Annotated in this window: 23 protein-coding genes; 13 read left to right on the forward strand and 10 right to left on the reverse strand. The window is 69.4% G+C overall.

Annotated features, from left to right (window positions below):
- Nucleotide 1 precedes the first annotated feature (1 nt).
- On the reverse strand, nt 2-637 hold the full coding sequence (locus tag JAV51_RS06425; RefSeq protein ID WP_197319694.1) for an MBL fold metallo-hydrolase: 636 nt from the start codon (nt 635-637) through the stop codon (nt 2-4).
- Between the two features lie 56 nt (nt 638-693).
- Here JAV51_RS06425 and JAV51_RS06430 point away from each other — a divergent pair, with 56 nt between their 5' ends.
- Nucleotides 694-2,163 carry an aldehyde dehydrogenase family protein gene (locus JAV51_RS06430; RefSeq protein ID WP_197319695.1) on the forward strand — a complete coding sequence of 490 codons (1,470 nt, stop codon included), beginning with the start codon at nt 694-696 and terminating at the stop codon, nt 2,161-2,163.
- A 62-nt stretch (nt 2,164-2,225) separates the two neighbouring features.
- Entirely contained in the window at nt 2,226-2,999 is a 774-nt protein-coding gene (locus JAV51_RS06435; RefSeq protein WP_197319696.1) for an IclR family transcriptional regulator, read from the forward strand.
- 52 nt (nt 3,000-3,051) lie between these two features.
- Here the strand turns inward: JAV51_RS06435 and JAV51_RS06440 are convergent, their stop codons facing one another.
- From JAV51_RS06440 to JAV51_RS06450, 3 genes are read right to left on the reverse strand one after another with little or no spacing between them, the layout of a single operon-like run.
- Complete coding sequence (locus JAV51_RS06440; protein ID WP_197319697.1) at nt 3,052-4,425, reverse strand: aldehyde dehydrogenase (NADP(+)); 1,374 nt, start codon at nt 4,423-4,425, stop codon at nt 3,052-3,054.
- Complete coding sequence (locus JAV51_RS06445) at nt 4,422-5,597, reverse strand: mandelate racemase/muconate lactonizing enzyme family protein (protein ID WP_197319698.1); 1,176 nt, start codon at nt 5,595-5,597, stop codon at nt 4,422-4,424. The genes JAV51_RS06440 and JAV51_RS06445 overlap by 4 nt, the downstream gene beginning before the upstream one ends.
- Nucleotides 5,594-6,556: a U32 family peptidase gene (locus JAV51_RS06450; RefSeq protein WP_197319699.1), complete on the reverse strand. Its 963-nt coding sequence runs from the start codon at nt 6,554-6,556 to the stop codon at nt 5,594-5,596. Before JAV51_RS06450 ends, JAV51_RS06445 begins: the two co-directional genes overlap by 4 nt.
- Before the next feature lie 162 nt (nt 6,557-6,718).
- On the opposite strand from JAV51_RS06450, the gene JAV51_RS06455 reads away from it, so the two are divergent.
- From JAV51_RS06455 to purL, 4 genes are all read left to right on the forward strand, one after another.
- Complete coding sequence (locus JAV51_RS06455) at nt 6,719-8,050, forward strand: MFS transporter (protein WP_197319700.1); 1,332 nt, start codon at nt 6,719-6,721, stop codon at nt 8,048-8,050.
- Between the two features lie 282 nt (nt 8,051-8,332).
- A complete protein-coding gene (gene purS / locus JAV51_RS06460; protein WP_197319701.1) occupies nt 8,333-8,572 on the forward strand; it encodes a phosphoribosylformylglycinamidine synthase subunit PurS in 240 nt (79 codons plus the stop codon).
- Nucleotides 8,569-9,255, forward strand: a complete 687-nt coding sequence (gene purQ, locus JAV51_RS06465) for a phosphoribosylformylglycinamidine synthase subunit PurQ (RefSeq protein ID WP_197319702.1) — start codon at nt 8,569-8,571, stop codon at nt 9,253-9,255. Before purS ends, purQ begins: the two co-directional genes overlap by 4 nt.
- A 41-nt stretch (nt 9,256-9,296) precedes the next feature.
- Nucleotides 9,297-11,582 carry a phosphoribosylformylglycinamidine synthase subunit PurL gene (gene purL, locus JAV51_RS06470; RefSeq protein ID WP_197319780.1) on the forward strand — a complete coding sequence of 762 codons (2,286 nt, stop codon included), beginning with the start codon at nt 9,297-9,299 and terminating at the stop codon, nt 11,580-11,582.
- Between the two features lie 93 nt (nt 11,583-11,675).
- Here the strand turns inward: purL and JAV51_RS06475 are convergent, their stop codons facing one another.
- From JAV51_RS06475 to JAV51_RS06490, 4 genes are all read right to left on the reverse strand, one after another.
- On the reverse strand, nt 11,676-12,665 hold the full coding sequence (locus tag JAV51_RS06475) for a hypothetical protein (protein ID WP_197319703.1): 990 nt from the start codon (nt 12,663-12,665) through the stop codon (nt 11,676-11,678).
- Between the two features lie 262 nt (nt 12,666-12,927).
- Nucleotides 12,928-13,914: a hypothetical protein gene (locus tag JAV51_RS06480; protein ID WP_307845751.1), complete on the reverse strand. Its 987-nt coding sequence runs from the start codon at nt 13,912-13,914 to the stop codon at nt 12,928-12,930.
- A 433-nt stretch (nt 13,915-14,347) separates the two neighbouring features.
- Nucleotides 14,348-15,211 carry a lysozyme gene (locus tag JAV51_RS06485; RefSeq protein ID WP_197319705.1) on the reverse strand — a complete coding sequence of 288 codons (864 nt, stop codon included), beginning with the start codon at nt 15,209-15,211 and terminating at the stop codon, nt 14,348-14,350.
- Nucleotides 15,212-15,489: 278 nt separating this feature from the next.
- Complete coding sequence (locus JAV51_RS06490; RefSeq protein WP_197319706.1) at nt 15,490-16,101, reverse strand: type VII secretion system-associated protein; 612 nt, start codon at nt 16,099-16,101, stop codon at nt 15,490-15,492.
- Between the two features lie 55 nt (nt 16,102-16,156).
- On the opposite strand from JAV51_RS06490, the gene JAV51_RS06495 reads away from it, so the two are divergent.
- The 7 genes from JAV51_RS06495 (at nt 16,157) to arfB (ending at nt 21,639) form a co-directional block, all read left to right on the forward strand.
- The gene (locus tag JAV51_RS06495) at nt 16,157-16,552 is read left to right on the forward strand and encodes a sterol carrier family protein (RefSeq protein WP_197319707.1); all 396 of its coding nucleotides are present in this window, start codon (nt 16,157-16,159) and stop codon (nt 16,550-16,552) included.
- A gap of 142 nt (nt 16,553-16,694) precedes the next feature.
- Nucleotides 16,695-17,570, forward strand: coding sequence for a helix-turn-helix transcriptional regulator (locus JAV51_RS06500; RefSeq protein WP_197319708.1), 876 nt, complete (start codon nt 16,695-16,697; stop codon nt 17,568-17,570).
- A 192-nt stretch (nt 17,571-17,762) separates the two neighbouring features.
- Nucleotides 17,763-18,041, forward strand: coding sequence for a DUF397 domain-containing protein (locus tag JAV51_RS06505; protein ID WP_231641379.1), 279 nt, complete (start codon nt 17,763-17,765; stop codon nt 18,039-18,041).
- A complete protein-coding gene (locus tag JAV51_RS06510; RefSeq protein WP_197319709.1) occupies nt 18,025-18,474 on the forward strand; it encodes a hypothetical protein in 450 nt (149 codons plus the stop codon). The genes JAV51_RS06505 and JAV51_RS06510 overlap by 17 nt, the downstream gene beginning before the upstream one ends.
- An 86-nt stretch (nt 18,475-18,560) precedes the next feature.
- Nucleotides 18,561-20,102: an amidophosphoribosyltransferase gene (gene purF, locus JAV51_RS06515; protein WP_197319710.1), complete on the forward strand. Its 1,542-nt coding sequence runs from the start codon at nt 18,561-18,563 to the stop codon at nt 20,100-20,102.
- Nucleotides 20,103-20,132: 30 nt separating this feature from the next.
- A complete protein-coding gene (gene purM, locus JAV51_RS06520; protein WP_197319711.1) occupies nt 20,133-21,203 on the forward strand; it encodes a phosphoribosylformylglycinamidine cyclo-ligase in 1,071 nt (356 codons plus the stop codon).
- 10 nt (nt 21,204-21,213) lie between these two features.
- Complete coding sequence (gene arfB / locus JAV51_RS06525; protein WP_197319712.1) at nt 21,214-21,639, forward strand: alternative ribosome rescue aminoacyl-tRNA hydrolase ArfB; 426 nt, start codon at nt 21,214-21,216, stop codon at nt 21,637-21,639.
- Nucleotides 21,640-21,862: 223 nt separating this feature from the next.
- Here the strand turns inward: arfB and JAV51_RS06530 are convergent, their stop codons facing one another.
- Nucleotides 21,863-22,546, reverse strand: coding sequence for a response regulator (locus JAV51_RS06530; protein WP_197319713.1), 684 nt, complete (start codon nt 22,544-22,546; stop codon nt 21,863-21,865).
- Nucleotides 22,543-24,120: a sensor histidine kinase gene (locus JAV51_RS06535; RefSeq protein WP_197319714.1), complete on the reverse strand. Its 1,578-nt coding sequence runs from the start codon at nt 24,118-24,120 to the stop codon at nt 22,543-22,545. Before JAV51_RS06535 ends, JAV51_RS06530 begins: the two co-directional genes overlap by 4 nt.
- Between the last annotated feature and the right edge of the window lie 59 nt (nt 24,121-24,179).

Here is a 24,179-nt window from a genome sequence, read left to right on the forward strand (position 1 = left end):
CTCAGAGCGTGATCGGCTCGCCGTGCGGGGCGACGCGCACCTCGGTGCCGTCCGGGGCGAGGTTGGTGTACAGGCCGAAGTAGCCCGCGGTCCTGGCGAGCAGCGCCTCGTGGACGGGGATCGCGAGCCGGGGTGCCACCGCGCGCAGGTAGTCCACGGCCTCGGCGGCCTTCAACCACGGGCCCACCGTCGGCAGGGCGAGGACGTCGACGGGGTGCGGGGGCACGAAGAACGCGTCGCCGGGGTGGAAGAACGCGCCGTCGTCGACGACGTACCCCACGTTCGGGACCACGGGGATGTCGCTGTGGATCGTCGCGTGCTGCCCTCCCACGGCCGTCACGCGGGTGCCGCCGAAGTCGAGGGAATCGCCGGGGGAGGCGGTGACGACGGGAATTTCCAGGTTGTCGATGGTCTTGGTGGTGCCGGGGTCGACGACGAGGCGTGCGGAGGGGTTGGCCGCGAGCAGGGCGGGCAGCTTCTCCACGTCGATGTGGTCGTAGTGCTGATGGGTGATCAACACCGCGTCGAGGTCGCGCAGTGACTCGAAGCCGCTGGAGAGTGCGCCGGGGTCGAACAGCAGGCGGGCATGGTCGGTCTCCAGCAGCATGCACGAGTGCCCGTAGTGGACGAACTTCACGGTGACTCCCTTGTTGGCGGGTTGGCAGTAACCGGGGGCTTCCCTACGCTGTCAGCATGACGAGCACCGAGCAGGCCGTCGAGACGTTCGACTCGTTCGATCCGGCGACCGACCGGGTCGTGGGCACCTACCCGGTGCACGACGCCGCCGCTGTGGACGCCGCCGTCGCGAAGGCCCGCGAGGCCGCCCGATGGTGGGCCTCGCTCGGGTTCGCCGGACGCGCCGAACGGCTCCGCCGGTGGAAGGGCGTGCTCGTTCGCCGCATGTCCGAGCTGTGCGACGTGGTGAGTTCCGAGACGGGCAAGCCGCGTGGTGACGCGCAGTTGGAGATCGTGCTGGCCGTCGAGCACATCGAGTGGGCGGCGCGCCATGCACGGAAGGTGCTCGGACCTCGGCGTCGATCCTCCGGCCTGCTGCTGGCCAACCAGGCCGCCACCGTCGAGTACCAGCCGCTCGGGGTTGTCGGGGTCATCGGGCCCTGGAACTATCCCGTCTTCACCCCCCTCGGGTCGATCGCGTACGCGCTCGCGGCGGGCAACGCCGTGGTGTTCAAGCCCAGCGAGTACACGCCCGGGGTCGGCGCCTGGCTGGTGGACGCGTTCGCGCAGGCCGTGCCCGAGCAGCCGGTGTTGTCGCTGGTGACCGGGTTCGGCGCGACGGGAGCGGCGTTGGTGCGCTCCGACGTCGACAAGATCGCGTTCACCGGTTCGGCCGCCACCGGGAAGAAGATCATGGCCACGGCAGCGGAACGCCTGACCCCGGTGATCATCGAAGCCGGTGGCAAGGACCCGTTGCTGGTCGACTCCGACGCCGATCTCGACGCGGCGGTCGACGCCGCCGTGTGGGGTGCCTTCTCCAACGCCGGACAGACCTGTGTCGGTGTCGAGCGCGTCTACGTCCACACGGCCGTGTACGACGAGTTCGTCGCGAAGCTCACCGAGCGGGCCCGGGGTATCCGGCCGGGCGAGCACTACGGGCCGATGACCATGCGGTCGCAGCTCGATGTGGTGCGCCGACACATCACCGACGCCCTGGCGAAGGGCGGCCGTGCGCTCGTGGGTGGCGCGGACGCCGTCGGCGACCGCTACGTGCAGCCGACGGTGCTGGTCGACGTGCCCGAGGACTCCGAGGCCGTGCGGGAGGAGACCTTCGGCCCCACGATCACGGTGACGCAGGTCGCCGACATGGACGAGGCCGTGGAGAAGGCCAACGACTCGTCCTACGGGCTCGGGTCCACGGTGTTCTCACGTCGGCGTGGGATGGAGCTGGCGCGCCGACTGCGGACCGGGATGACCGCGATCAACGCGCCGTTGTCGTTCGCGGGTATCGCGACGTTGCCCTTCGGCGGGGTCGGGGAGTCGGGCTTCGGCCGCATCCACGGTCCCGAGGGGCTGCGGGAGTTCGCGCGGCCGAAGGCCATCGCGCGGCAGCGCTATCGCATGCCGCTGGTGATGACCACGTTCGCCCGCACGGCCAAGACGGACGAGCTGGTGGGCAAGCTCGTGCGGTTCCTGCACCGGCGCTGACCACGACGTCCGTGAGACCGGACAACGTCCGAAGTTTCGGACATTGCTGGTAGGCTGGACGCATGGCTCGTCTCGTGCCCGCCGTGCTCCGCGCGGCCGACATCCTCGAACTGTTCCTCGGCGACGACGCCACGCTGTCGGCCGCCGAGATCGGCCGACGCCTGGAACTGCCGAGGTCGACGGCGCACGAACTGCTGACCACCCTGGTCGAACGCCATTACCTCGTGCGGCGCTCGGGCGAGGAGACGACCTATCAGCTCGGTCCGCGGTTGCTGGAGCTCGGATCGCGTTACCAGCAGCGGCTGGAGTTCGCCGCCGAGGCCGACGCGGTGGCGCGGCAGGTGGCGGCGGAGTGCCGCGAGACCGTGCACGTCGGAGTGCTCGACGGCATCGAGGTCGTCTACGTGTCCAAGGTGGACTCCACGCACTCGGTGCGGCTCATCTCCGAGGTGGGACGGCGACTTCCGGCGCACTGCACGGCCGTCGGCAAGGTGCTGTTGGCGGGACTGTCCGACGCGGAACTGTCCGAGCGGCTGAAGGGGCGACGACTCGTGGCCCTGACGGAGCACAGCATCACGTCGCGGACCGAACTTCGCGCGCAGCTCGATCAGGTGCGCACGTCGGGGGTCGCGTTCGAACGCAGTGAGTCCAATGTCGACGCCGGCTGTGTCGCGGCGCCCGTCGTGGACGCCACGGGACAGTGGGTGGCGGGCATGAGCATCTCCATCCCCACCTCGCGGCACAGCGACGAGGCGTGGCCGACGTGGGAGAAGCTCGTGCGGGAAGGCGCCGCCGAGTTGTCGCGCCGGTTGGGCGGTCGTCCGGTGAACTCGTGAGCCCGCGCGACGAAGGGCCGCCGGTTGGCGACGGCCCTTCGCGCGAGGTGGTTCAGCGGGGCAGCAGCGTCGAAGGCACGTTCTGGAACGCAACCGGACGCAGGAAGCGCGCCGAGGCGGTGATTCCCACCGACGTGTGCAGCGGCGACGTCGTGGCGGGGTACGGACCGCCGTGATGCATGGCCGGGGTGACCGACACGCCCGTGGGCCAGCCGTTCCACAGCACCCGGCCCACGCGGTCGGCCAGCTCGGTGAGCAGCGGGCGGGCGACGTCGTCGGACTCCTCGCCGTGCACGGTGCCGGTGAGCTGGCCCTCCAGCGACCGGGCGACGGCGAGCAGTTGTTCGTCGTCGTCGTAGGTCACCACGAGCGACGTGGGTCCGAAGCACTCCGTCGCGAGTGCGTCGGGGTCGGCCAGCAGGTCGGCCGCCGTCGTGGCGAGCAGTGTCGGGGTCGGTCCGTCCTCGCCCAGGGCGCCTTCTACCAGCACGCGCACCGACGGGTGGCCGCGCAGGGCTTCCAACCCCGTCGTGTAGTTGTCGGTGATGCGGTCGTTGAGCATCGCGGTGGCGTTCTTGCTGCGGGCGTGCTCGGCGGCCAGCTCGGGCAGTCGGGAGTCCGACGGCACGAGCAGCAGTCCCGGTTTCGTGCAGAACTGGCCGGTGCCGAGCGTGAACGAGTCGACGTAGCCGGTGGCGATCTCCTCGCCCCTGGCCTGTGCTGCCGCCCGGGTGACGAACACCGGGTTCACGCTGCCCAGCTCGCCGTAGAACGGGATGGGCTCCGGACGCGAGACGGCGAGGTCGAACAGCGCCCGACCGCCCCGCAGCGACCCCGTGAACGCGACAGCCTTGGTGCGCGGGTCGAGAACCGCGTCCCGGCCGTCGGCCTCGCCGTGGAAGAGCGCGAACGTCCCCTCGGGGGCACCCGCCTCCGCCAACGCCGTCCGCACGATCGCCGCGGTGGCGTCGGACAGCTTCGGGTGGCCGGGGTGCGCCTTCACCACCACGGGGCAGCCCGCGGCCAGCGCCGAGGCCGTGTCGCCGCCCGCCACGGAGAACGCGAACGGGAAGTTCGACGCCGCGAACACCACGACCGGGCCGAGCGGCAGCAGCACGCGCCGCAGCGCCGGACGAGGCCCGGTGGGCCAGTCGGGGTCGGGCTCGTCCTCGATCACCTCGAAGCCGTCCCGCACCTGCCCCGCGAACGACCGGAGCTGGAAGGTGGTGCGCACCAGCTCGCCACGCAGCCGCGCCTCGGGCAGGTGGCTCTCCTGCTGTGCCAGCGGCACCAGTTCGTCGGCGGCGGCGTCGAGGGCGTCGGCGACGGCTTCCAGCGCCTTCGCGCGCGTCGTGTCGGGAAGCTGCGCCCACGGCCGGGCGGCCTCGGCCGCCGCGGTGAGCAGAGTGTCGGTCACGTCGGTCATGCGTCGTCTCCTTCCGGAGCGGTCGCCTTGGTGCCGCGGAACTGCCAGTCCTCGGCGAACAGGTCGAAGCGCGCGGCCTGGAACGGATGCTCGGCCACGAAGTCGGTGTCGAGCTCCACACCGAGGCCCGGCGCGGTCGGCAGCGTGAAGTAGCCGTCCTCCACGGGAGGCAGTCCGGGCGCCGCCTGCTTGACGTGCTCGTCGGCGAAGTCGTTGAAGTGTTCCTGGATCTTGAAGTTCGGTGTGCACGCGGCCAGGTGCAGGTTGGCCATCGTCAGCACGGGGCCGCCCACGTTGTGCGGAGCCACCAGCACGAAGTGCGTCTCCGCCGTGGCCGCGAGCTTGCGGGTCTCCAGAATGCCGCCCAGGTGGCCGATGTCGGGCTGGATGACGTCGGCGGCCTGGAGTTCGAACAGCTCACGGAACTCCGCCCGGTCGTGGATGCGCTCGCCGGTGGCCACCGGGGCGTCGACCTGCTCGGCGACCTTCGCGAGCGCCTTGAGGTTCTCCGGCGGCACGGGTTCCTCCAGCCAGCTCGGGTCGAACTTCGCGAGCGAGCGGGCGATCCGGACCGCCTCCGCGGGCGCGAACCGGCCGTGCATCTCGACGAGGATCTCCACGTCGGGACCCACGGCGTCGCGCACGGCCTCCACGAGTTCGACCGAACGCGTGCGCTCCCGCGAGTCCAGCTCCCACTGGCCCGGTCCGAAGGGATCGAACTTCAACGCGCGGTAGCCGCGATCGACCACGCGCCGGGCGGCGGCGTGGAACTCCTCTGGCGTGCGTTCGACGGTGTACCAGCCGTTGGCGTACGCCTTGACCCGGTCGCGCACCTTGCCGCCGAGCAGCCGCCACACCGGCTGGCCGAGAGCCTTGCCCACGATGTCCCAGCACGCCATCTCCACGCAGGCGATGCCGGACATCATGATCTCGCCGGGCCTGCCGTAGTCGCCGCGCTTCATGCGCTGCACCAGGGCCTCGATGTCGAACGGGTCGGCGCCGAGCACGTGCCGGGGAACGGCCTCCGTCAGGTAGCCCTTCAACGCCTCGGTGTGGCCGAGCATCCGAGTCTCGCCGACGCCGGTCAGCCCCTCGTCGGTGGTGACGCGGACGAAGGTCAGATCACGCCACGGCGTGCCCATCACGAACGTCTCGACATCGGTGATCTTCACGTCGCACTCCTCGTCGGCTCGGTGACGGCGGTGGTGTCGGGGACGGCCAGCCCCTGCGCGGGCAGCGTCGACGCCACGGCGTCGGGGGCGTACCGGGCGAGGGTCTCAAGGCCGATCTCGGCGCGACGCACGCGCTCCCGGGAGAGACTGACGGCGGTGCTGGTCAGGTGCGTGCCGCTCGGGTAGATGTTCGGCGCGTTGCGCAGGCCGAACTTGAGGTACACGGGTGCGGCGACCCGCACGATCTCGGCGATCTCGAAGTGCCGGACGAACCCGCCGAGGTCGTCGGGTGACTCGACGTAGATGTCGATCGGGATGTCGATGGCCGCTCGTACCGCGGCGAGCTGGGCCAGCGAGAGGTCAGTGGGCACGTTGTAGGTGTCGGCACCGTGGTCCTGGGCGATGCGGATGGACGCCGGGTTCGACAATCCCATCTGCACGCTCACCTTGAACTGCAGGTCGGCGGGGAGTTCGCCCGTCTCGCGCATGCGGGAGGCGACGCTCAGCACACCGAGGTCGGTGACGAGCACGCTGCGGACGCCAGCCTCCGCGGTGCGCCGGATGTCGGCGAGCACGTGGACGAGTTGTTCGGTTCCCCTGGCCTGCGCGGCCATCGACCCGCCGCCCTGGGCGAGCGACCCCGCGCCCGTGTCCCACCCGGCCACGGGGCGCGCGAACAGGCTCAGCTCCACGCTCCGCGCCTCGGCGAGCGCGGCCATGGCCGTGAGTTCGGTCCGGGTGAGCAGCATGCCGCCGCTGCCCTGGGAGACCCGGTGGACGGTGACTCCTCGGGCGTCGGCCTCGCTGAAGACGGCCTCCATCGCCTCGACCCCCTCGACACTGGGGATCTCGACGCGGTACGCGGCGCCGTCGGGAAAGCGTTTCGTGCTGCTCGGGAGCTCGCCGGGGTCTGTCGAAGGCAGTCCGAGCGAGCGCAGGAAGGATCGCGACCGTTCCACCGCATCCACCAATCTTGTCCGAAATATCGGATGGCATTCGTGTCTGCGAACGACATTAGGGCTGCGACCGTTGACAGCGCAAGGGGCTGGTCTTACGGTTCCGCCAACGCAATGACGGACGTGGTCCGAAATTTCGGACGTAACTGATCGGGGAAGACAACGGTGCACCCTGACACCTCGCGGGTCTCACCGCGCACGATCCGAGCGATCACGCTGCGACTTCTGCCCTTGCTCGCGGTGCTCTACGTGATCGCTTACATCGACAGATCGAACGTCGGCTTCGCCAAGCTCACGCTCCAGGAGGAGCTGGGGCTCTCGGCGACGGTCTTCACGTTGGGCCAGGTCTTCTTCTTCGTGGCCTACGCGGTGCTCGAAGTGCCCAGCAACCTGGCGCTCCACCGATTCGGGGCCCACCGCTGGATCGCCCGCATCATGATCACGTGGGGCCTGGTCACCGTCGCCACGGTACTGGTGACCGAGACCTGGCAGTTCTACCTGGCTCGATTCCTGCTCGGAGCGGCGGAGGCCGGGTTCTTCCCCGGTGTCATCTACTACCTGACGCGGTGGTTCCCCTCGGCCCACCGAGGTGCCGCCATCGGGCTGTTCATGCTCGCCGGGCCGATCTCGTTCATCGTGGGCAACCCGCTGATGGGTGCGCTCAACGACCTCGACGGCGTGTGGGGTCTCGCCGGTTGGCAGTGGATCTTCATCGCGACCGGTGTGCCCGCCGTGCTCGCCGCCCCCGTCGTGCTGTGGCTCCTGCCCCGCGACCCCGACAGCGCGAAGTGGCTCGACGACGGCGAGCGCGCAGCCCTCAAGAATGCTCTCGCCGCCGAGGACGCCGAGGCCGGTGACCAACCGCACAACCCGTGGAAGGTGCTCGCCGACCGCCGCGTGCTCGCGATGGCCGTCTTCTTCCTCTGCTTCCCGCTCGCCACGTACGGTCTGGCGTTCTGGCTGCCGACCATCGTCGAGGGCTTCGGCGGTCTGTCGGGGCTGGAGGTCGGACTCGTGTCGGCCATCCCGTACGTGTGCGTGATGGTGGGACTGCTGGCCGTCCCGCGACTGGCCAGGACGAGGGGCACGCCGTTCGGCTGGCTTGCGGCGATGCTGGGCTTCTCGGCGGCGGGCTTCACGCTCGCGGCGCTGGTGTCGTCGCCGGCGTTGCAGATGGTCGGCATCTGCGTCGCGTCGATCGGTGGTTACGCCGCACAGCCGGTGATGTGGGGGCTCGTGCCGAAGTTCCTCACCGGTGCCGCCGCGGCGGCGGGGATCGGAGCGATCAACGGCATCGGCAACCTCGGCGGTGGGTTCGGGCCGATGGGCATCGCGGCGGTCGTGGACGCGACCGGCTCGCCGCTCACCGGTTTGATCTTCCTCATCGTCGTCTCGCTCGTCGGCGTCGCCGGGGCCTTCGGGCTGCGTCGAGTGCTGACCCGCGGTCGGTCCGAGCAGCAGCCGCCGGAGCGACCCGAGACCGTGGCCAACGTCTGACCGCCCCGAGACCGCGATCGGCGATCCGTGTCCCTCCCTCCCGGGAACGGCGGATCGCCGATCGCGCACCGTGACCGTCCGAGGGGGCTCGCCTGGGCCGTTCCGGCGAATCCCGACTCGCTCGCGCTCGTGCGAGCAACGGCCTCCGAGGTCCACACGTCTTCAGGTGTGCAAGCAGTCGGTGCCGGCTGGCTCAGGGGCCGAGGGGTGTCGGGGGCTTCTCGGCCCCTGGGTTACGCTCGAACTGCATTTGACCTGCGCAGAGCCTAGGAGCAGCCAGTCGTGGCCCGAGTAGTCGTCGACGTCATGCCCAAGCCCGAAATCCTCGACCCCCAAGGCCAGGCCGTCGCCGGTGCGCTCGGCAGGCTCGGGTTCACCGGGGTGACCGAGGTCCGTCAGGGCAAGCACTTCGAGCTGGAGGTCGACGACGACGTCGACGACGAGACGCTCGCCAAGATCGCCGAGGGGTTCCTCGCCAACCCGGTGATCGAGGAATGGACGGTTCGGAGGATCGACTCGTGAGCGCCCGCATCGGTGTGATCACCTTCCCTGGCACGCTCGACGACGTCGACGCCGCCCGCGCGGTGACGCGGTCGGGCGCCGAGGCGGTGTCCCTGTGGCACGGTGACGAGGATCTCAAGGGCGTCGACGCGGTGATCGTCCCCGGAGGGTTCTCCTACGGCGACTACCTGCGCTGCGGCGCCATCGCCCGGTTCGCGCCCGTGATGACCTCGGTCGTCGAGGCGGCGGGTCGGGGCATGCCGGTGCTCGGCATCTGCAACGGCTTCCAGATCCTCTGCGAGGCGGGACTGCTGCCGGGCGCCTTGGTGCGCAACGACAAGCTGCACTTCGTGTGCCGCGACCAGTGGCTTCGGGTCGAGAACACCTCGACGAGCTGGACGACGCGCTACGACGAGGGCGCCGAGGTGCTCATCCCGCTCAAGTCGGGTGAGGGCGGTTACATGGCCGACGAGGCGACGCTCGACGAGCTGGAGGGCGAGGGTCGCGTGGTGTTCCGCTACGTCGACGGCAACCCCAACGGCTCGCGACGCGACATCGCGGGTGTGTGCAGCGCCGACGGCCGCATCGTGGGCCTCATGCCGCACCCCGAACACGCCATCGACGCGCTGACCGGGCCGTCCGACGACGGACTGGGAGTGTTCCTCTCGGCACTCGACGCAAAGTCGCTGGTCACGTCGGCCTGACGAGAGCCTGCGGTTAGTCTGGTCCCGTGGCAGCACCTCACGTGGAAACCCCCGCCGTCGACACCACCGCACTCGCCGAGCAGACCCCGGAGCAGGCCCAGCCTTACGTGGAGCTGGGGTTGGCCGACGACGAGTACGCGCGTATCCGCGAGATCCTCGGGCGCAGGCCCACGGACGCGGAACTCGCCATGTACTCCGTGATGTGGAGCGAACACTGCTCCTACAAGTCGTCCAAGAAGCACCTGGCCTACTTCGGCGAGACCACGACCCCGGAGATGCGCGAGAAGATGCTCGCGGGCATCGGTGAGAACGCGGGCGTGGTCGACATCGGTGACGGCTGGGCCGTCACGTTCAAGGTGGAGAGCCACAACCATCCGTCCTATGTGGAGCCGTACCAGGGTGCGGCCACCGGCGTGGGTGGCATCGTGCGCGACATCCTCGCGATGGGCGCGCGGCCACTCGCGGTGGCCGACCCGCTGCGCTTCGGGCCCGCGGACGCTCCCGACACGCGTCGGGTGCTGCCGGGGGTGGTCGCGGGCATCGCCGGGTACGGCAACTGCCTCGGCCTGCCCAACATCGGCGGCGAGGTCGTGTTCGACTCCAGCTACGCCGGAAACCCCCTGGTCAACGCTCTGTGCGTCGGTGCGATGCGGGTCGAGGACCTGCATCTGGCCCACGCCTCCGGAACGGGCAACAAGGTCATCCTCTTCGGGGCGCGCACGGGCCTCGACGGCATCGGCGGCGTGTCCGTGCTCGCCAGTGACAGCTTTTCCGGTGACGAGAACTCCGGTGGCCGCAAGAAGCTGCCGAGCGTGCAGGTGGGCGACCCCTTCATGGAGAAGGTCCTCATCGAGTGCTCGCTGGAGCTGTTCGCGAAGAAGCTCGTCGTGGGCATCCAGGACCTCGGCGGCGCGGGGCTCGCGTGCGCCACGTCGGAGCTGGCGGCGGCCGGTGACGGCGGCATGCACATCGACCTCGACCGCGTCCCGCTGCGGGCGGAGGGGATGACCCCCGCCGAGATCCTGTCCAGCGAGTCGCAGGAGCGCATGTGCGCGGTCGTCCGGCCGTCCGATGTGGACGCCTTCATGGAGGTGTGCCGCAAGTGGGACGTCACCGCCACCGTCATCGGTGAGGTGACCGACGGCGAGCGACTCGTCATCGACTGGCATGGTCAGACCGTGGTCGACGTGCCGCCGCGCACGGTGGCGCACCAGGGTCCGGTCTACGATCGCCCGTACGCGCGCCCCGCCGAGCAGGACGCGTTGCAGGCCGACACGCCCGACTCCCTCCCCCGCCCGTCCACGCCGGACGAGCTGCGGGAGACGCTGCTGCGCCTGATCTCCTCGCCGAACCTCGCGTCGAAGGAATGGGTCACGCAGCAGTACGACCGCTACGTGCGCGGCAACACGGTGTTGGCGCAGCCCGCCGACTCCGGCATGGTCCGGATCGACGAGTCCACCGGTCGCGGCGTCGCCGTCGCCACCGACTGCAACAGCCGCTACGTCTACCTCGACCCCTACGCGGGGACGCAGCTCGCGCTCGCCGAGGCGTACCGCAACGTCGCCACGAGCGGTGCGATGCCGGTCGCGGTGACCAACTGCCTGAACTTCGGCTCGCCCCGCGACCCGGGTGTCATGTGGCAGTTCGAGCGGGCCGTCCACGGTCTCGCCGACGGGTGTGCCGAGCTGGGTGTTCCGGTCACCGGCGGCAACGTCAGCTTCTACAACCAGACCGGCGACCAGGCGATCCTGCCGACTCCGGTGGTCGGTGTGCTCGGGGTGATCGACGACGTCAGCCGTCGCATCCCCACCGGCATCGGGGCGGAGGCGGGCGAGAGCCTGCTGCTGCTCGGTGAGACCCACGACGAGTTCGGCGGGTCGGCGTGGGCGCAGGTCGTGCACGGTCACCTCGGCGGGTTGCCGCCGAAGGTCGATTTGGAGCGCGAGCGGCTGCTGGCCGAGATCCTCGTGGCGGGCTCCCGCGACGGCATGATCTCGGCGGCGCACGACGTCTCCGACGGCGGCCTGGCCCAGACCATCGTCGAGATGGCGTTGATCGGGCAGTGCGGGGCGCGCATCGTCCTGGACCCGGACGCCGACCCGTTCGTGCAGCTCTTCTCCGAGTCGGCGGGCCGCGTGCTCGTGGCCGTGCCGAGGACGGAGGAGTTGCGCTTCACCGAGATGTGCTCGGCCCGCGGTCTGCCGTGGCGCAAGACCGGCGTGGTCGACCCCGAGGCCGACGCCGTGCACATCCAGGACGTGGCCGAGTTCGGCCTCGACGAGCTGCGCGAGGCCTGGGAGGGCACGCTGCCCACGCTGTTCGGCTGACGCGCTGGATGTTCGAGGGGCCGTGGGCTTGATGTCGTCCACGGCCCCGGGTGTCGATGGACTCCTGCACTACTCAACTCGTGACGAGTCCGATCAGTGGATATAGGCGCCGAGGATGCAGAATCCGCCTTCCTCGTCGAAGTGTTGTGCCAGGACGAAGAGTGTCTCCTCCGAGTGTGTGAAGTCGGCGCGTGCGGTATAGGAATCGAGGTCCGCGTTCTCCATGGTGAAGCTGCCGTCCAAGGCAGCGGCTTCCTGAACCGCTTGCGCCGCCCCCTCCCGAGGCTCGCTGCACATCATGCCGCTCAGTGCCGCGGAGTCACTCTCGTCGAGAGCGTCGTTGACCTGCTTCATGAACTCGTCGCTGCTGATTCCGTCCGGCCCCGCGCCTTCGATGTTCGAGACGTCCGGTGTGAAACCGCCGATGCAGGTTCTCGCTCCGTTGTCGAGTTCGAGCACCGTGATGATGCCCTTGACGGGCGTACTGTTGAGTGTGCCCGACAATTGGACTACATACGCATTCCAGCCGTTACCCGGGTTCTTGAGGGGTTCGCCAATCACAGAATATCGAGCTGAGCCGGTGATGGCGGATTGAACTGGTCCTTCGGCGTCAGTTCTGATCTCGTCGCAGATTAAGCCCATGGCGGTCTCCGTATCCTTTCCGACAACGGCATCCACGAATCGAGTAGCGAACGACGACGGGTCCGTTGTCGATGCCTGGCTGGTCTCGGTCGTACCAGCCACACCGTCTCCCGGCGGCACGGGCTGTCCAGTCGCGACCGCGTTCTGGGCAACGACCGGGTCTCGCTGCTCGACGAGGAAGCCAGGGGTGAGGAAGCCGGTGACGAGGAACGCGACGAGAGCGACGGCGGTGATGCCGATACCGACGATGAGGCCTGCCTTGCGCGGCTTCTTCGATGGTGGCTCGAAACCGCCCTGCTGACCGGGGCCCGGCCACGGATTGCCGTACTGGTGCTGGTGGATCTGGTTCGGGAGCCCCGCACCGTCTGCGGGTTGCCTCGGGAACGGACCGTGGGGTTGATCGGGGGACGGCTGCCAGGCCGGTTGGGGCGGAAACGTCATCAACTTCCTCCTTGATGAGGCGCTTCGGTGGTACGTATCGGTACTCGCGGCGCGAGCGACCGCAAAAGCACTGGTGTTCTCCGGTCGACGCCTGACCAGAGGCCAGAATCGCATGTCGGAGACTGCCCCAGGTGGAACTCATCGAAGTTCGAGGCGAGTCACAATCGCGGAAGCCCGAGCGAATACGACAAGGCCCCGGGACCCGACGTGCTGTCGGTACCCAGGGCCTTGTTCGTGTGCGGAATCGACCTCGTCGTGTTCGTCAGTAGCCCGCAGCGCTGAAGATGCAGTACGTGCCCGTGGTGTTCTCGGCGGACATGATGAGCCCGCCCGTGTCCGACGTCATCGTCGCGGTGAAGCCCTCGGCGCCGCCGCCGAAGTCGATGAGCTCCACCTCCTCGATCTTGAGGGTCTCGCTGCTGGAGGCCTTCGTCTTGAGGTCTTCCAGCGCGTCCTCCCAGCCCTCGCACACCATGCCGGGCAGGGCGGCGCTGTCACCCTTGTCCAGGGTCGACATGACCTTGTCGAGGAACTGCTGGCCCTCGCTGCTCAGGTCCGACGGGCTGCCGCTGCCCGTGGAGCCGGTGTCGCCGGTCGAACCGGTGTCTCCCGTGGAGCCCGTGTCGCCGGGTGCGGGCGCCCCGATGTCACCGCCGGCGCCGGAGGTGTCGATCTGGACGTCCTGCCAGCACCACCCGTTGCCCGAGTCCTTCAGCAGAGCGGCGACCTTGTACTCGCCCGCCGTGCCGAGAACGGCCGCCTGGTCCCCCTGCACCTGCGGCTCACCGGTCATCTGAACCTGGCCGAGTGAGCCCGCCATCCCGACGGCCTCGTTCACCATCTCGGTCGCGTCCGCACAGAGCAGGTTCTGCAGCGTGGCGCTGTCACCCGAGGTCAGCGCGTCGGCGATCTGCTGGGCGAGAGCACCGGGACCGCCGTCCCCGCCCTGCTGGCCTCCCGCGCTCGTTCCCGAGTCGCCGGACGTGCTCTCACTGTCGTCGTCGTCGCTCAGGAGGAAGCCGGGAACGACGAATGCGGTGATGACGAACGCCACCACGGCGACCACCGCGATGCCGATACCGACCCACAGGCCGGTCTTGCTCTTCTTCGGCTCCTGCGGTGGGAAGCCGCCCATCTGGCCGTACTGGTTCGGGTCCATCGGGCCGTACTGGGCCTGCTGCGGATAGCCGGGCATGCCCGGGTACTGGCCGCCCTGCTGCGGAAAACCGCCGGAGGGCGGCCCTGGCACCGGCCCTGGCTGACCGTACGGTGACTGTCCGGGCTGTCCGGGCTGACCGGGTTGGGGTGGATAGGTCATGACTGCTGTGCCTTCCCTCAGCTGCGCTCCCCCGTGAAGCGCGTCGTGGATCTCCCTCAGACGCCGCGGCCCGATCCTTCGGTTCCCCCGGGCGCGCGTCGGTGTGAGCGCATTCTGCCTGCATGCACGTGCCCCGGAGGTGCGGGGGCGTGTCCGGACACACACCGGTGTCACCGGGTGACGAGGCGATGATTCACCGTGACGAGAAGGCGGACAACGCAGCAGTTATGGGACTGTCACGACAGAGGGCTCCCACCGGTGAGACCGAGTGGAAGCCCTCTGCGTGGGACTGTTCAGTTATGTCCACAGTGTCCGAACTTGCCCGGACTTGCCCGGACTCGTCCGAACTCGTCGGGGTGGAACGTCAGCCGTTGGCCAGCGCCTGCAGCCGGTCGTACGCGCCGTTGAACGAGTTCTGGTCGATCGGGTCGGACGAGTACTGCCAGATGGTGTGGTAGCCCCAGTTGTACGGCAGCTCACCCACCGACGACGCGTACCGCGCCACCCAGAGCGGGACGGTGCCGGAGAAGTCGCCCGCCGTGCCGACACACTGGTTCCACCAGCTCGTCGACGTGTAGATCACCGGCCAGCGGCCGGTGCGGGCGTAGTAGGTGTCGTGGAAGTCCTTCACCCACGCCGCCATCTGCGCCTGCGTCTTGCCGTAGCAGGTCGCGCCGTACGGGTTGTACTCCATGTCCAGGGCGCCGGGCAGCGTCTTGCCGTCACGCGACCAGCCGCCGCCGTTGTCGACGAAGAAGTTCGCCTGCGCCGCGCCGGACGAGACGTCCGGACGCGCGAAGTGGTACGCGCCGCGAATCATTCCCACGTTGTAGGAACCGTTGTACTGCTGCGCGAAGTAGGGATTCTTGTAGTTCGTTCCCTCGGTCGCCTTGACATAGGCGAATTTCTTGCCCTGATTCCACCAGTACGCCCAGTCGACGTTTCCTTGCCAACTGCTGACGTCGATACCGGGGACAGTGGCGTAGGCCTGCATCCCGTCGGAGTTCAGGCCCTGCGGTTCCAGGGCGCGCTTCTTTGTGAACGAGGTCGAGTGGTCGCCCTCGTGCTTCCTGATCTGCGAACCCATGGCGTGATCGACCTGGTTCTGGCCGGTCGCGCTGGTGTCGACGTCGGCCGCCGCGGGGGTCAGTGCGCCGAGCAGGAGCGCGCTGACGGACGCGGCGACGGTGGCGGCTGCTATCCGCCACCTTCTCCATCCGATGCCCATCGGAGATGTCCTTTCATCAACTATGCCCTCGCGCCGAACCGTTCACTGAAGGTGTCGGTTCGGCGGTCGATTGTGAGCACAGCGCGCCCGGGATGTCACTAGTTGACGTGAAGACTTTAGGCCGAGTGGGTAATTTTTATGCCCGATTCCCGACGAAAGGAGGTGTCATTCCCCGTCGAAAGATGTGGTCCGAGACGGATGTGGCGCGACGGTGTCTCGAAACGAAAAACGCCGGGTGACTCGGCGTAGTTCGGGCCGGGCGGTCCGGGCGGGGCGTCTCAGAGCGGGTACATCCGCGCGTGTTCCAGTTCCTCCGGCGTGACGGTCGCGGTGATCACGTCGTCGGGGTTCAACGCGAGCGAACACCCGCCGAGGAGATCGACGACGTCCGCGCCCTTGACCTTCCGCGCGTACGGCCAGTCGCGGGGAGCGAGTGCCTTGGCCGTGTAGGCGGGCACGACCACGTCGCCGTCGAGGTCGTGGAACCCGACCAAGGTGCGCTGTGTCGGGCTGTATGCGTAGACGTACAAATCGGCGCCGAGCACCGCGGGTGCGATGTCCTCCTCGGGACGATGCCGCGTGTAGACGAGCTGGAGCAGGTATTCCAGTTCGCTGCTGGGCTCGGGGAAACCAAGCGCCTGCGGTGACGGTCGGTACTGATCGTTGAAGTGGAAGTCGTCCACGATCTCGCCGTGGTTGTCGACGGGATAGGCGCCGACGACGGCCCACTCGGGCACGTTGCCCCTCGGGTCGAACGCCTCGTCGATCACGTAGAGCCAGCTACCGGGGTTCGCCCGCGCGTTCGCCCGCATCTCGGCCGTGATCTCGGGTTTGCGGACGGCGGCGGACTGTTCGGGCACGAGGCGGTGAGGGTCGTCGCGCTGGGCCATGTGCTTCCCCAGGTGGTGTCCGTGCCGGCTTTCGTTCCCACTTTACTGTGATGGCATGCCGTCTTCACGCTTGATTGATCCCGGCGAGTTGCGGGCCGCGTGCGAGCGCGTGCTGCCCTGGCTCGACGGCGGAGACGAACCCGCGCGGGCTGAGCTGGCCGCCGCCGTGCGGTCGAGCCTGAAGACACTCGCCGCTGTGGCCCCCGGCCGCAGCGTCGAGGTGCGCGTGCCGCCGTTCGCGGCCGTGCAGTGCGTCGCCGGTCCCCGGCACACGCGAGGCACCCCGGCCAACGTCGTCGAGACGGACCCGCGCACGTGGCTCGAACTGGCCACGGGGCGTCTGAAGTGGACCGACGCGGTCGACAGCGGACGCGTCTCGGCGTCCGGAACGCGCGCCGACGTCTCGCAGTGGCTGCCGATCGTGCGGCTGTCCTCCTCGCGCCCGGAATGACCGGGTCGACTCGTCGTGACGCAACTTGACCGTTTCGACGCGGAGAGTAGTTTCCCCAAGATCAGGGGTTTCGCTCGGTTACGATTCACCAGCCGCGATCAGCGTCGGCTCTCACGACGAGGAAGGGAACGGACAGCGAACGATGGTTGCGCAGGACGGTGTCGGAGCTGAGGCCACCACTCCGACAACTCGTCGGATGATCGTCGGTGCGCAACTTCGTGGGCTGCGGGAACGGGCGGAGATCAGCCGGTCCCAGGCGGGCTATCACATCCGGGCCTCCGATTCGAAGATCAGCCGCATGGAGCTGGGGCGTGTCGGCTTCAAGGAACGCGACGTCGCCGACCTGCTGACCCTGTACGGCGTCACGGACGAGAACGAGCGTGAGGTCCTGCTCCGGATGGCTCGCGAGGCGAACGAGCCGGGCTGGTGGCAGAAGTTCAACGACTACACGCCCAAGTGGTTCGAGCCGTTCCTCGGGCTCGAACAGGCGGCGTCGCGCATCCAGACCTACGAGCTCCAGTACGTGCCGGGTCTGTTGCAGACCGAGGACTACGCGCGAGCCGTCATCACGCACGGGCTGCCCGAGGTCGCCGACTCGGCCGCCGAGGCGAGGGTGGAGGTGCGGATGCGGCGGCAGCGACTGCTGCTGCGCGCCAACCCGCCGAAGCTGTGGGCCGTGGTGGACGAGTCGGTGATTCGTCGGCCGCTGGGTGGCCGCGCGGTGCATCGCGCGCAGCTCGAACGGCTGCTCGACGCTACGACGCTGCCGAACGTCACGGTGCAGGTCGTGCCCTACAGCCGCAGCGGCTACGCGGCGGAGAGTCCCTTCACGTTGCTGCGTTTCGCCCAGCCCGAACTGCCGAACATCGGCTACGTCGACCACATCGCCGGCGGGATCTACCTGGAGAAGCCGGACGAGATCGAGTTGATCGGGCGCGCGCTCGACCGGCTCGCCGTGGACGCGGAGACGCCGGAGCGTTCCCGCAAGCTGATCGCGGAGATCTTGGCGGAGAGCTGAGCCCGGTTCCCCTGACGCACTGACCAGCGCTATAGGTTGCTCATTGTGGCCCCCATCACCATGTGATTAATCCCGCGCGCTTGCTGCTGCACGTGCATTCGCCTGTGCGCGCGGCGGTGCTACTCTTCGCGCACAATCGAATGCACGTGCAGATGCATCCTCCGAAGGTTGTCGGTCGGGAAGGTGAGGATCATGGCGAAGGCGATCGGTCACGGTGTCGCGAGCGCTGCGAACACGGCGAGTACCACGGCTGCGGTGCCCGCGGACAGTCTCCCGGAGGCGACCTGGCGCAAGAGTTCCTACAGCGGCGCCATGGGCAACTGCGTGGAGGTCGCCCGCCTGGCCTCCGGTGACGTGGCCGTCCGCAACTCGCGTGACCCGCACGGTCCCGCCCTCGTCTACACGCGAGCCGAGATCGCCGCGTTCCTCGCGGGCGCCAAGGACGGTGAGTTCGATGACCTTGCTGTCTGAGGTGGACGCCGTGGACACTGCTCTCAGCTCCGATGTGGACAGCATGGCTGCCCAGGAGCAGGCCGAGGCCGCCGCGGTGGAGGACGTGCTCGGCAGGCTCATCGCGCGTGGTTACACGTTCGTGCACCCGAGGGACCCCCAGGGCGAAATCGTCGCGGTGGTCGGGGTTCGCGTGCACGGGACCGTCGTCGACGTCGTCCGTTTCGACGCGGAGGACGACGTGACCGCCATGCGGATGCCGTCGGACGAGTCGAACATCCTCGCTCCGACCAGCGTGCAGTGGCGGCGCGACGGTGACATGTACGAGGTCGTCGACGCGCTGCTCGACCTGCCCGACGTGCCCGAGACGCCGCCCACGGCCCGCGCGCTCGGCCGAGGCTGCTGGGTCGGCAACGACCGAGGGCGATCGGTGTACCTCCGCGCCAGTGCATGAGCTTCGCGTCACGGGAACGGGTCGCCCCGGGAGGCTTCGGGCCTAGACTGAGGGCGGCCCGTTCTCGTCTGTAGGGAGCCCTCTTCGTGAATCGAGTCCGGACGGATGAGGTTGAGCCGGAACCTCGTGAGGAATGCGGTGTCTTCGGAGTCTGGGCGCCGGGCGAGGACGTCGCGAAGCTGACGTACTACGGCCTGTACGCGCTGCAGCACCGCGGCCAGGAGGCGGCCGGCATCTCGGTGTCCAACGGCAAGCAGATCGTCGTGTTCAAGGACCTCGGTCTCGTCAGCCAGGTCTTCGACGAACAGGTGCTGTCGTCGTTGCAGGGCCACGTCGCCGTCGGTCACTGTCGCTACTCCACGACCGGCTCCGGCACGTGGGAGAACGCCCAACCCGTCTTCCACCAGACCAAGGCCGACACGGGACTGTCGCTCGGTCACAACGGCAACCTGGTGAACACCCACGAGCTGCACGAACGCGCGCAGCGGCTCGGCGTGGTCGAACGTGGCGGCGCCACCACCGACTCGCACCTGCTCTGCGGCCTGCTGGCCCACGCCGCCGCCGACCGGGGGCTGGAGGGCGCGGCCCTGGAACTGCTCCCGGACGTGCGCGGCGCGTTCTGCCTGGTGTTCGCCGACGAGAACACGCTCTACGCCGCCCGCGACCCCCACGGGGTCCGCCCGCTCGTGCTCGGCAGGCTCGAACGCGGCTGGGTGGTGGCGAGCGAGACCGCCGCCCTCGACATCGTCGGCGCGTCGTTCGTGCGCGAGGTCGAGCCCGGCGAACTCATCGCCATCGACGCGGGTGGCCTGCGGTCCAGCCGGTTCGCCAACCCCGAGCCCAAGGGCTGCGTCTTCGAGTACGTCTACCTGGCCCGTCCCGACACGGTGATCTCCGGCCGCAGCGTGCACGCCACCCGGGTCGAGATCGGTCGCAGGCTCGCGAAGGAACACCCAGCCGACGCCGACCTCGTCATCCCGGTGCCCGAGTCCGGCACCCCCGCCGCCATCGGGTACGCCCAGGGCTCCGGCATCCCCTACGGCTCCGGGCTGGTCAAGAACAACTACGTCGGCCGCACGTTCATCCAGCCGTCGCAGACCATCCGGCAGCTCGGCATCCGCCTCAAGCTCAATCCGCTGCGCGAGGTCATCCGCGGCAAGCGGCTGGTCGTGGTCGACGACTCCATCGTGCGCGGCAACACCCAGCGCGCCCTCGTGCGCATGCTTCGCGAGGCGGGTGCCGTCGAGGTGCACGTCCGGATCGCCTCGCCGCCCGTGCGCTGGCCGTGCTTCTACGGCATCGACTTCGCCGAGCGTGCCGAGCTCGTCGCCAACGGCGCCGACCTCGACGGCATCCGTCGCCTGATCGGGGCCGACTCGTTGGGATATGTGTCACTCGACAGCCTCGTGGCCGCCTCCGAACAGCCCGCGTCGCGGCTCTGCGCGGCCTGTTTCGACGGCGAGTACCCGATTCCGCTGCCCGACGAAGAGCTGATCGGCAAGCACGTGCTCGAGAACCTCGGCGAGAGCGGCCCCGAAGCGATCCCGACGGAGTCGTCGGACAAACCGAGTCCGTTGCCCTCCGCGACGCCGGGGTACGGTGCCGAAGATGCCGTTCGGCGTCCCTAGTCGTTACGAAGTGAGGATGGAGCCGCTTCCGTGAGCGAGTCCGCGCGCGCCACGTATGCCGCCGCCGGTGTCGACATCGACGCAGGCGACAAAGCCGTCGAACTGCTCAAGCCCCACGCCGAGCGAGCGGCTCGGCCCGAGGTGGTGGGCGGGGTCGGCGGTTTCGCCGGACTGTTCGCGCTCAAGGCGGGGCGGTGGACCGAGCCGCTGCTCGCGTCGTCCACCGACGGTGTCGGCACCAAGATCGCCGTAGCCCAGGCGCTGGACAAGCACGACACCATCGGCATCGACCTCGTGGCGATGGTCGTGGACGATCTGGTGGTCACCGGCGCCGAGCCGCTGTTCCTCCAGGACTACATCGCCGTCGGCAAGGTGATCCCCGAGAAGATCGAGTCGATCGTGTCGGGGATCGCCGAAGGTTGTGTGCGAGCCGGCTGTGCCTTGCTCGGCGGAGAGACCGCGGAGCATCCCGGCATGATGGGCGAGCACGACTACGACGTGTCCGCCACCGGTGTGGGCGTGGTCGAGGCCTCGGCCGTGCTCCGACCGGAACTGGTGCGGCCGGGTGACGTCGTGATCGGCCTCGGCTCCACGGGGCTGCACTCCAACGGCTACTCGCTCGCGCGGCACGTGCTGCTCGACATCGCGCGGATGCCGTTGGAGGGCCACGTCGAGGAGTTCGGTCGCACGCTCGGCGAGGAGCTGCTCGAACCCACCCGGATCTACGCGAAGGACTGCCTCGCGCTCGTGGCCGAGGCGGAGGTGCGCACGTTCGCGCATGTCACCGGCGGCGGGCTCCAGGAGAACCTCGCGCGCGTGATGCCGCACGGCGTCGTGGCGCAGCTTGAACGTCAGACGTGGACGCCCGACCCGGTCTTCGCGATGATCGCGCAGCGCGGCCGCGTGGAGCGCGAGGAGATGGAGCGCACCTTCAACATGGGCGTCGGCATGGTGGTCGTCGTCTCGCCCGAGGACGTCGATCGCGCGCTCGCGGTGCTGACGGCCCGGCACGTGCCCGCGTGGGTGCTGGGCGAGGTGCGGCCGTCGGACGACCCGGACGGTCCGCGCGTGACCCTGACCGGGGACCATCCTCGCTTCTGACACGGACGTGATGGCCGAGAACCTGCGGGTCAGCGCCCGATTCGTGATCGCCGAGTCGGAGCTGTCGGAGCGGTTCTCCCGAGCGTCCGGCCCGGGAGGCCAGGGCGTCAACACGACCTCGTCGCGGGTCGAGCTGTCGTTCGACGTGGCCCGCTCGCCGTCGGTGCCCGACGCGCTGCGCGCTCGGCTGCTGGAACGGTTGGGCGGGCGGCTCGTCCAGGGTGTGCTCACCGTCGTGGCGAGCGAGCACCGGGAGCAGTGGGCGAACCGGCGGGCGGCGCGGGAGCGGCTGGTCGCCCTGTTGCGGCAGGCCGCGGCTCCGCCGCCGAGGAAGCGCCGTCCCACGAAGCCCACGAGGGGCTCGCAGGAACGCCGCCTCGCGAGCAAGAAGCGCCGCTCCCAGCTCAAGCGCAACCGCCGCTCCTGGGACGACTGACCCCCCCGGACGTCGTGTCCGCAGCCCGCGCGCGCGTGTCCTCGGCCTGTGCACTCGTGTCCTCGGTCTGGGGACTCGTGTCCCCGGTCTGTGTACGCAAGTTTGCGCCGCACGTCGCGGACACGCGCGCAGGAGATGCGGACACGCGTGCGCAACTCGCGGACACGAGTGCGGGAGGTGCGGACACGCGCGCGCAGCTCGCGGACACGCCGGGTTGGGTTGCTCAGGGGCGCCAGTGGTACTGCCGTTCGGGGCGGCCGGTGTGGCCGTAGCGGAGGCGGACGTCCGCCTGGCCGGTGTCGACGAAGTGTTCGAGGTACCGGCGGGCGCTCGGGCGGGACAGTCGTGTCACGTGCGCGCACTCCGTCGCCGACAGCCCTTCGGGGTGAGCCGTCAGCGCGCCCTTCACCAGCTCCGCCGTCTGCGTGGTGAGGCCCTTGGGCAGCGGTGCCGTGCCGGGCCGGCGGGTCCCGAACACGTCGTCGACGTCGGGTTGCGCTGCCGCCGGACGGGTCGCCAGCCGGGCCAACTTCCGGTGCAGCGACCCCGCTCGGTCGAGCTGGTCGCGCAGCGCGGCGTAGGAGAACGGCTTGATGAGGTAGTGCAGCGCCCCGCCGCGCAGTGACCGGCGGATGGTGTCCACGTCGCGCGCGGCGGTGATGACGATGACGTCGATGTCCACGGTCGTCGGGTCGGCGCGCAATTCCCGCAGCACGGTGAGCCCGTCGACGTCGGGAAGGTAGATGTCGAGCAGGACGAGGTCGGGTCTCTCCTCCCGGACGAGCCGCAACGCTTCCGCGCCGGTGTGGGCCGCGCCGATCACGGTGAACCCGGGTGTGCGGTCGACGTACCCGCTGTGCACCTTGGCCACCATGAAGTCGTCGTCGACGACGAGTACCCGCATCACGGTGCCACCATCTCGGTCGGCGGCGCGGAGGGCAAGACCGCTGTGAACACCGCACCACTGTCGTTGTGCAGCTCCACCCGGCCGCCGCGGCGACGACACGCCTGACGGGTGAGCGCGAGCCCGAGCCCGCGTCCGTGTTCGGCGGCTTTGGTGGTGAAGCCGTGCGCGAACACCTCGGTGGCGATCTCCGGCGCCACGCCGGGGCCGGAGTCCCGCACCACCACCGTCACCGTCCCGTCGTGGTCACGGACGTCGACCTCCACCCAGGCGTCCGGTGCTCCGCGTACGGCGTCGAGGGCGTTGTCGACGAGGTTGCCGACCACGGTCACGAGGTCGGCGGACAGGCGTTCGTCGGTGTCGGAGAGGTAGCTGTCGTCGGTGAGTCGCAGCCCGGTGCCCTGTTCGGCCGCGAGGCTGGCCTTGGCGATGAGCAGGGCGGCCACGGCGGTGTCGCCGATGCGGGCGGTCACCTGGTCGTGCCATTCCTCGTGCTCGCGCCGGACCAGGTCGACGTACTGGCGGACTTCGTCGTACTCGCCGAGTTCGATGAGTCCGGCGATGGTGTGCAGGCGGTTGGAGAACTCGTGTGCCTGGGCCCGCAGGGTGTCGGTGGTGCGCGAGCTGGTCGCCAGTTCCTCCCGCAACGTCACGAGTTCGGTGCGGTCGCGCAAGGTCACCACCGCGCCGAGGCGGCGGCCGTCGCGCGACACGGGCATGCGGTTGAGCACGAGCACCCGCCCGGCGCGCAGCACGATCTGGTCGACTCCGTCGGTCTGCCCGGTGAGGACGTCGCGCAGCCGCCCGCCGAGGTCGAGGTCGTCGACGGCGGCGCCGACGCAGTCGACGGGGAGGGCGAGCAGTTGTCGGGCGTGGTCGTTGACCAGCGTGATGCGGTGCTGTTGGTCGAGGCCCACCACGCCTTCCTTGATGCCGTGCAGCAACGCCTCCCGGTGTTCCACGAGCCCGGTGATCTCGCGGGGTTCGAGCCCGAGGGTCTGCCGCTTCACCCGCCACGCGAGCAGGAACGACCCCGCGACGCCGAGCACCAGCGCCATGCCGAGGAGCGCGAGCGCGTCGGCGGGCCGGTTGGCGACGCCCTCGAAGAAGCCGGGCATGGCCTTGCCCGCGGCGACGATCCCGATCATGCGGCCGCGGGCGTCCATCACGGGCACGTGCGCGACGAGGGAGCCGTCCACCTCGCCGACCCAGGCGCGGCCTCGTGTCACCGTGCTGTCGCCGAGTGGCAACGGCGTGCGCAGTTGCGAGGGGTCGGGTGTGGCGAGGACGGTGCGGTCGGCCTGGGCGATGACCACGAAGTCGGCTCCGGACAGGCTCCGCGCGCTCTCGGCGAAGCCGGGCAGCGGGTCGTGGTTGACGGGATCGGTGAGGCTCGCGCCCACGCCGGGGGTGGCCGCGACGTTCTCCGCCACGGACAGCAGCGCGCGGCCCTCGTCCTCGACGAAGTTGTCGTTCGACTGGATCACCGAGTACACGGTCACACAGCCGAGCAGCGCGAACACGAGCGACAGGTGCCAGCCCAACAACTGCCTGGCCAGCGACTTCTTGCTCCCCACCGGGCCACTATGACACCGGCTGCGCGGGTCGGCGGACGACCACAACGACCACAACGATC

The sequence above is a fragment of the Saccharomonospora sp. NB11 genome, from assembly GCF_015910535.1.
Taxonomy (GTDB): Bacteria; Actinomycetota; Actinomycetes; order Mycobacteriales; family Pseudonocardiaceae; genus Saccharomonospora.

Excerpts from the sequence above, each read along its gene's own strand:
- JAV51_RS06490 (WP_197319706.1), bottom strand. The coding sequence starts at position 16,101 with ATGGCCCAGCGCGACGACCCTCACCGCCTCGTGCCCGAACAGTCCGCC.
- JAV51_RS06510 (WP_197319709.1), top strand. The coding sequence starts at position 18,025 with ATGACCTTGCTGTCTGAGGTGGACGCCGTGGACACTGCTCTCAGCTCC.
- JAV51_RS06475 (WP_197319703.1), bottom strand. The coding sequence starts at position 12,665 with ATGACGTTTCCGCCCCAACCGGCCTGGCAGCCGTCCCCCGATCAACCC.
- JAV51_RS06485 (WP_197319705.1), bottom strand. The coding sequence starts at position 15,211 with ATGGGCATCGGATGGAGAAGGTGGCGGATAGCAGCCGCCACCGTCGCC.
- JAV51_RS06500 (WP_197319708.1), top strand. The coding sequence starts at position 16,695 with ATGGTTGCGCAGGACGGTGTCGGAGCTGAGGCCACCACTCCGACAACT.
- JAV51_RS06430 (WP_197319695.1), top strand. The coding sequence starts at position 694 with ATGACGAGCACCGAGCAGGCCGTCGAGACGTTCGACTCGTTCGATCCG.
- JAV51_RS06495 (WP_197319707.1), top strand. The coding sequence starts at position 16,157 with ATGCCGTCTTCACGCTTGATTGATCCCGGCGAGTTGCGGGCCGCGTGC.
- JAV51_RS06435 (WP_197319696.1), top strand. The coding sequence starts at position 2,226 with ATGGCTCGTCTCGTGCCCGCCGTGCTCCGCGCGGCCGACATCCTCGAA.
- JAV51_RS06505 (WP_231641379.1), top strand. The coding sequence starts at position 17,763 with ATGGCGAAGGCGATCGGTCACGGTGTCGCGAGCGCTGCGAACACGGCG.
- JAV51_RS06440 (WP_197319697.1), bottom strand. The coding sequence starts at position 4,425 with ATGACCGACGTGACCGACACTCTGCTCACCGCGGCGGCCGAGGCCGCC.
- arfB (WP_197319712.1), top strand. The coding sequence starts at position 21,214 with ATGGCCGAGAACCTGCGGGTCAGCGCCCGATTCGTGATCGCCGAGTCG.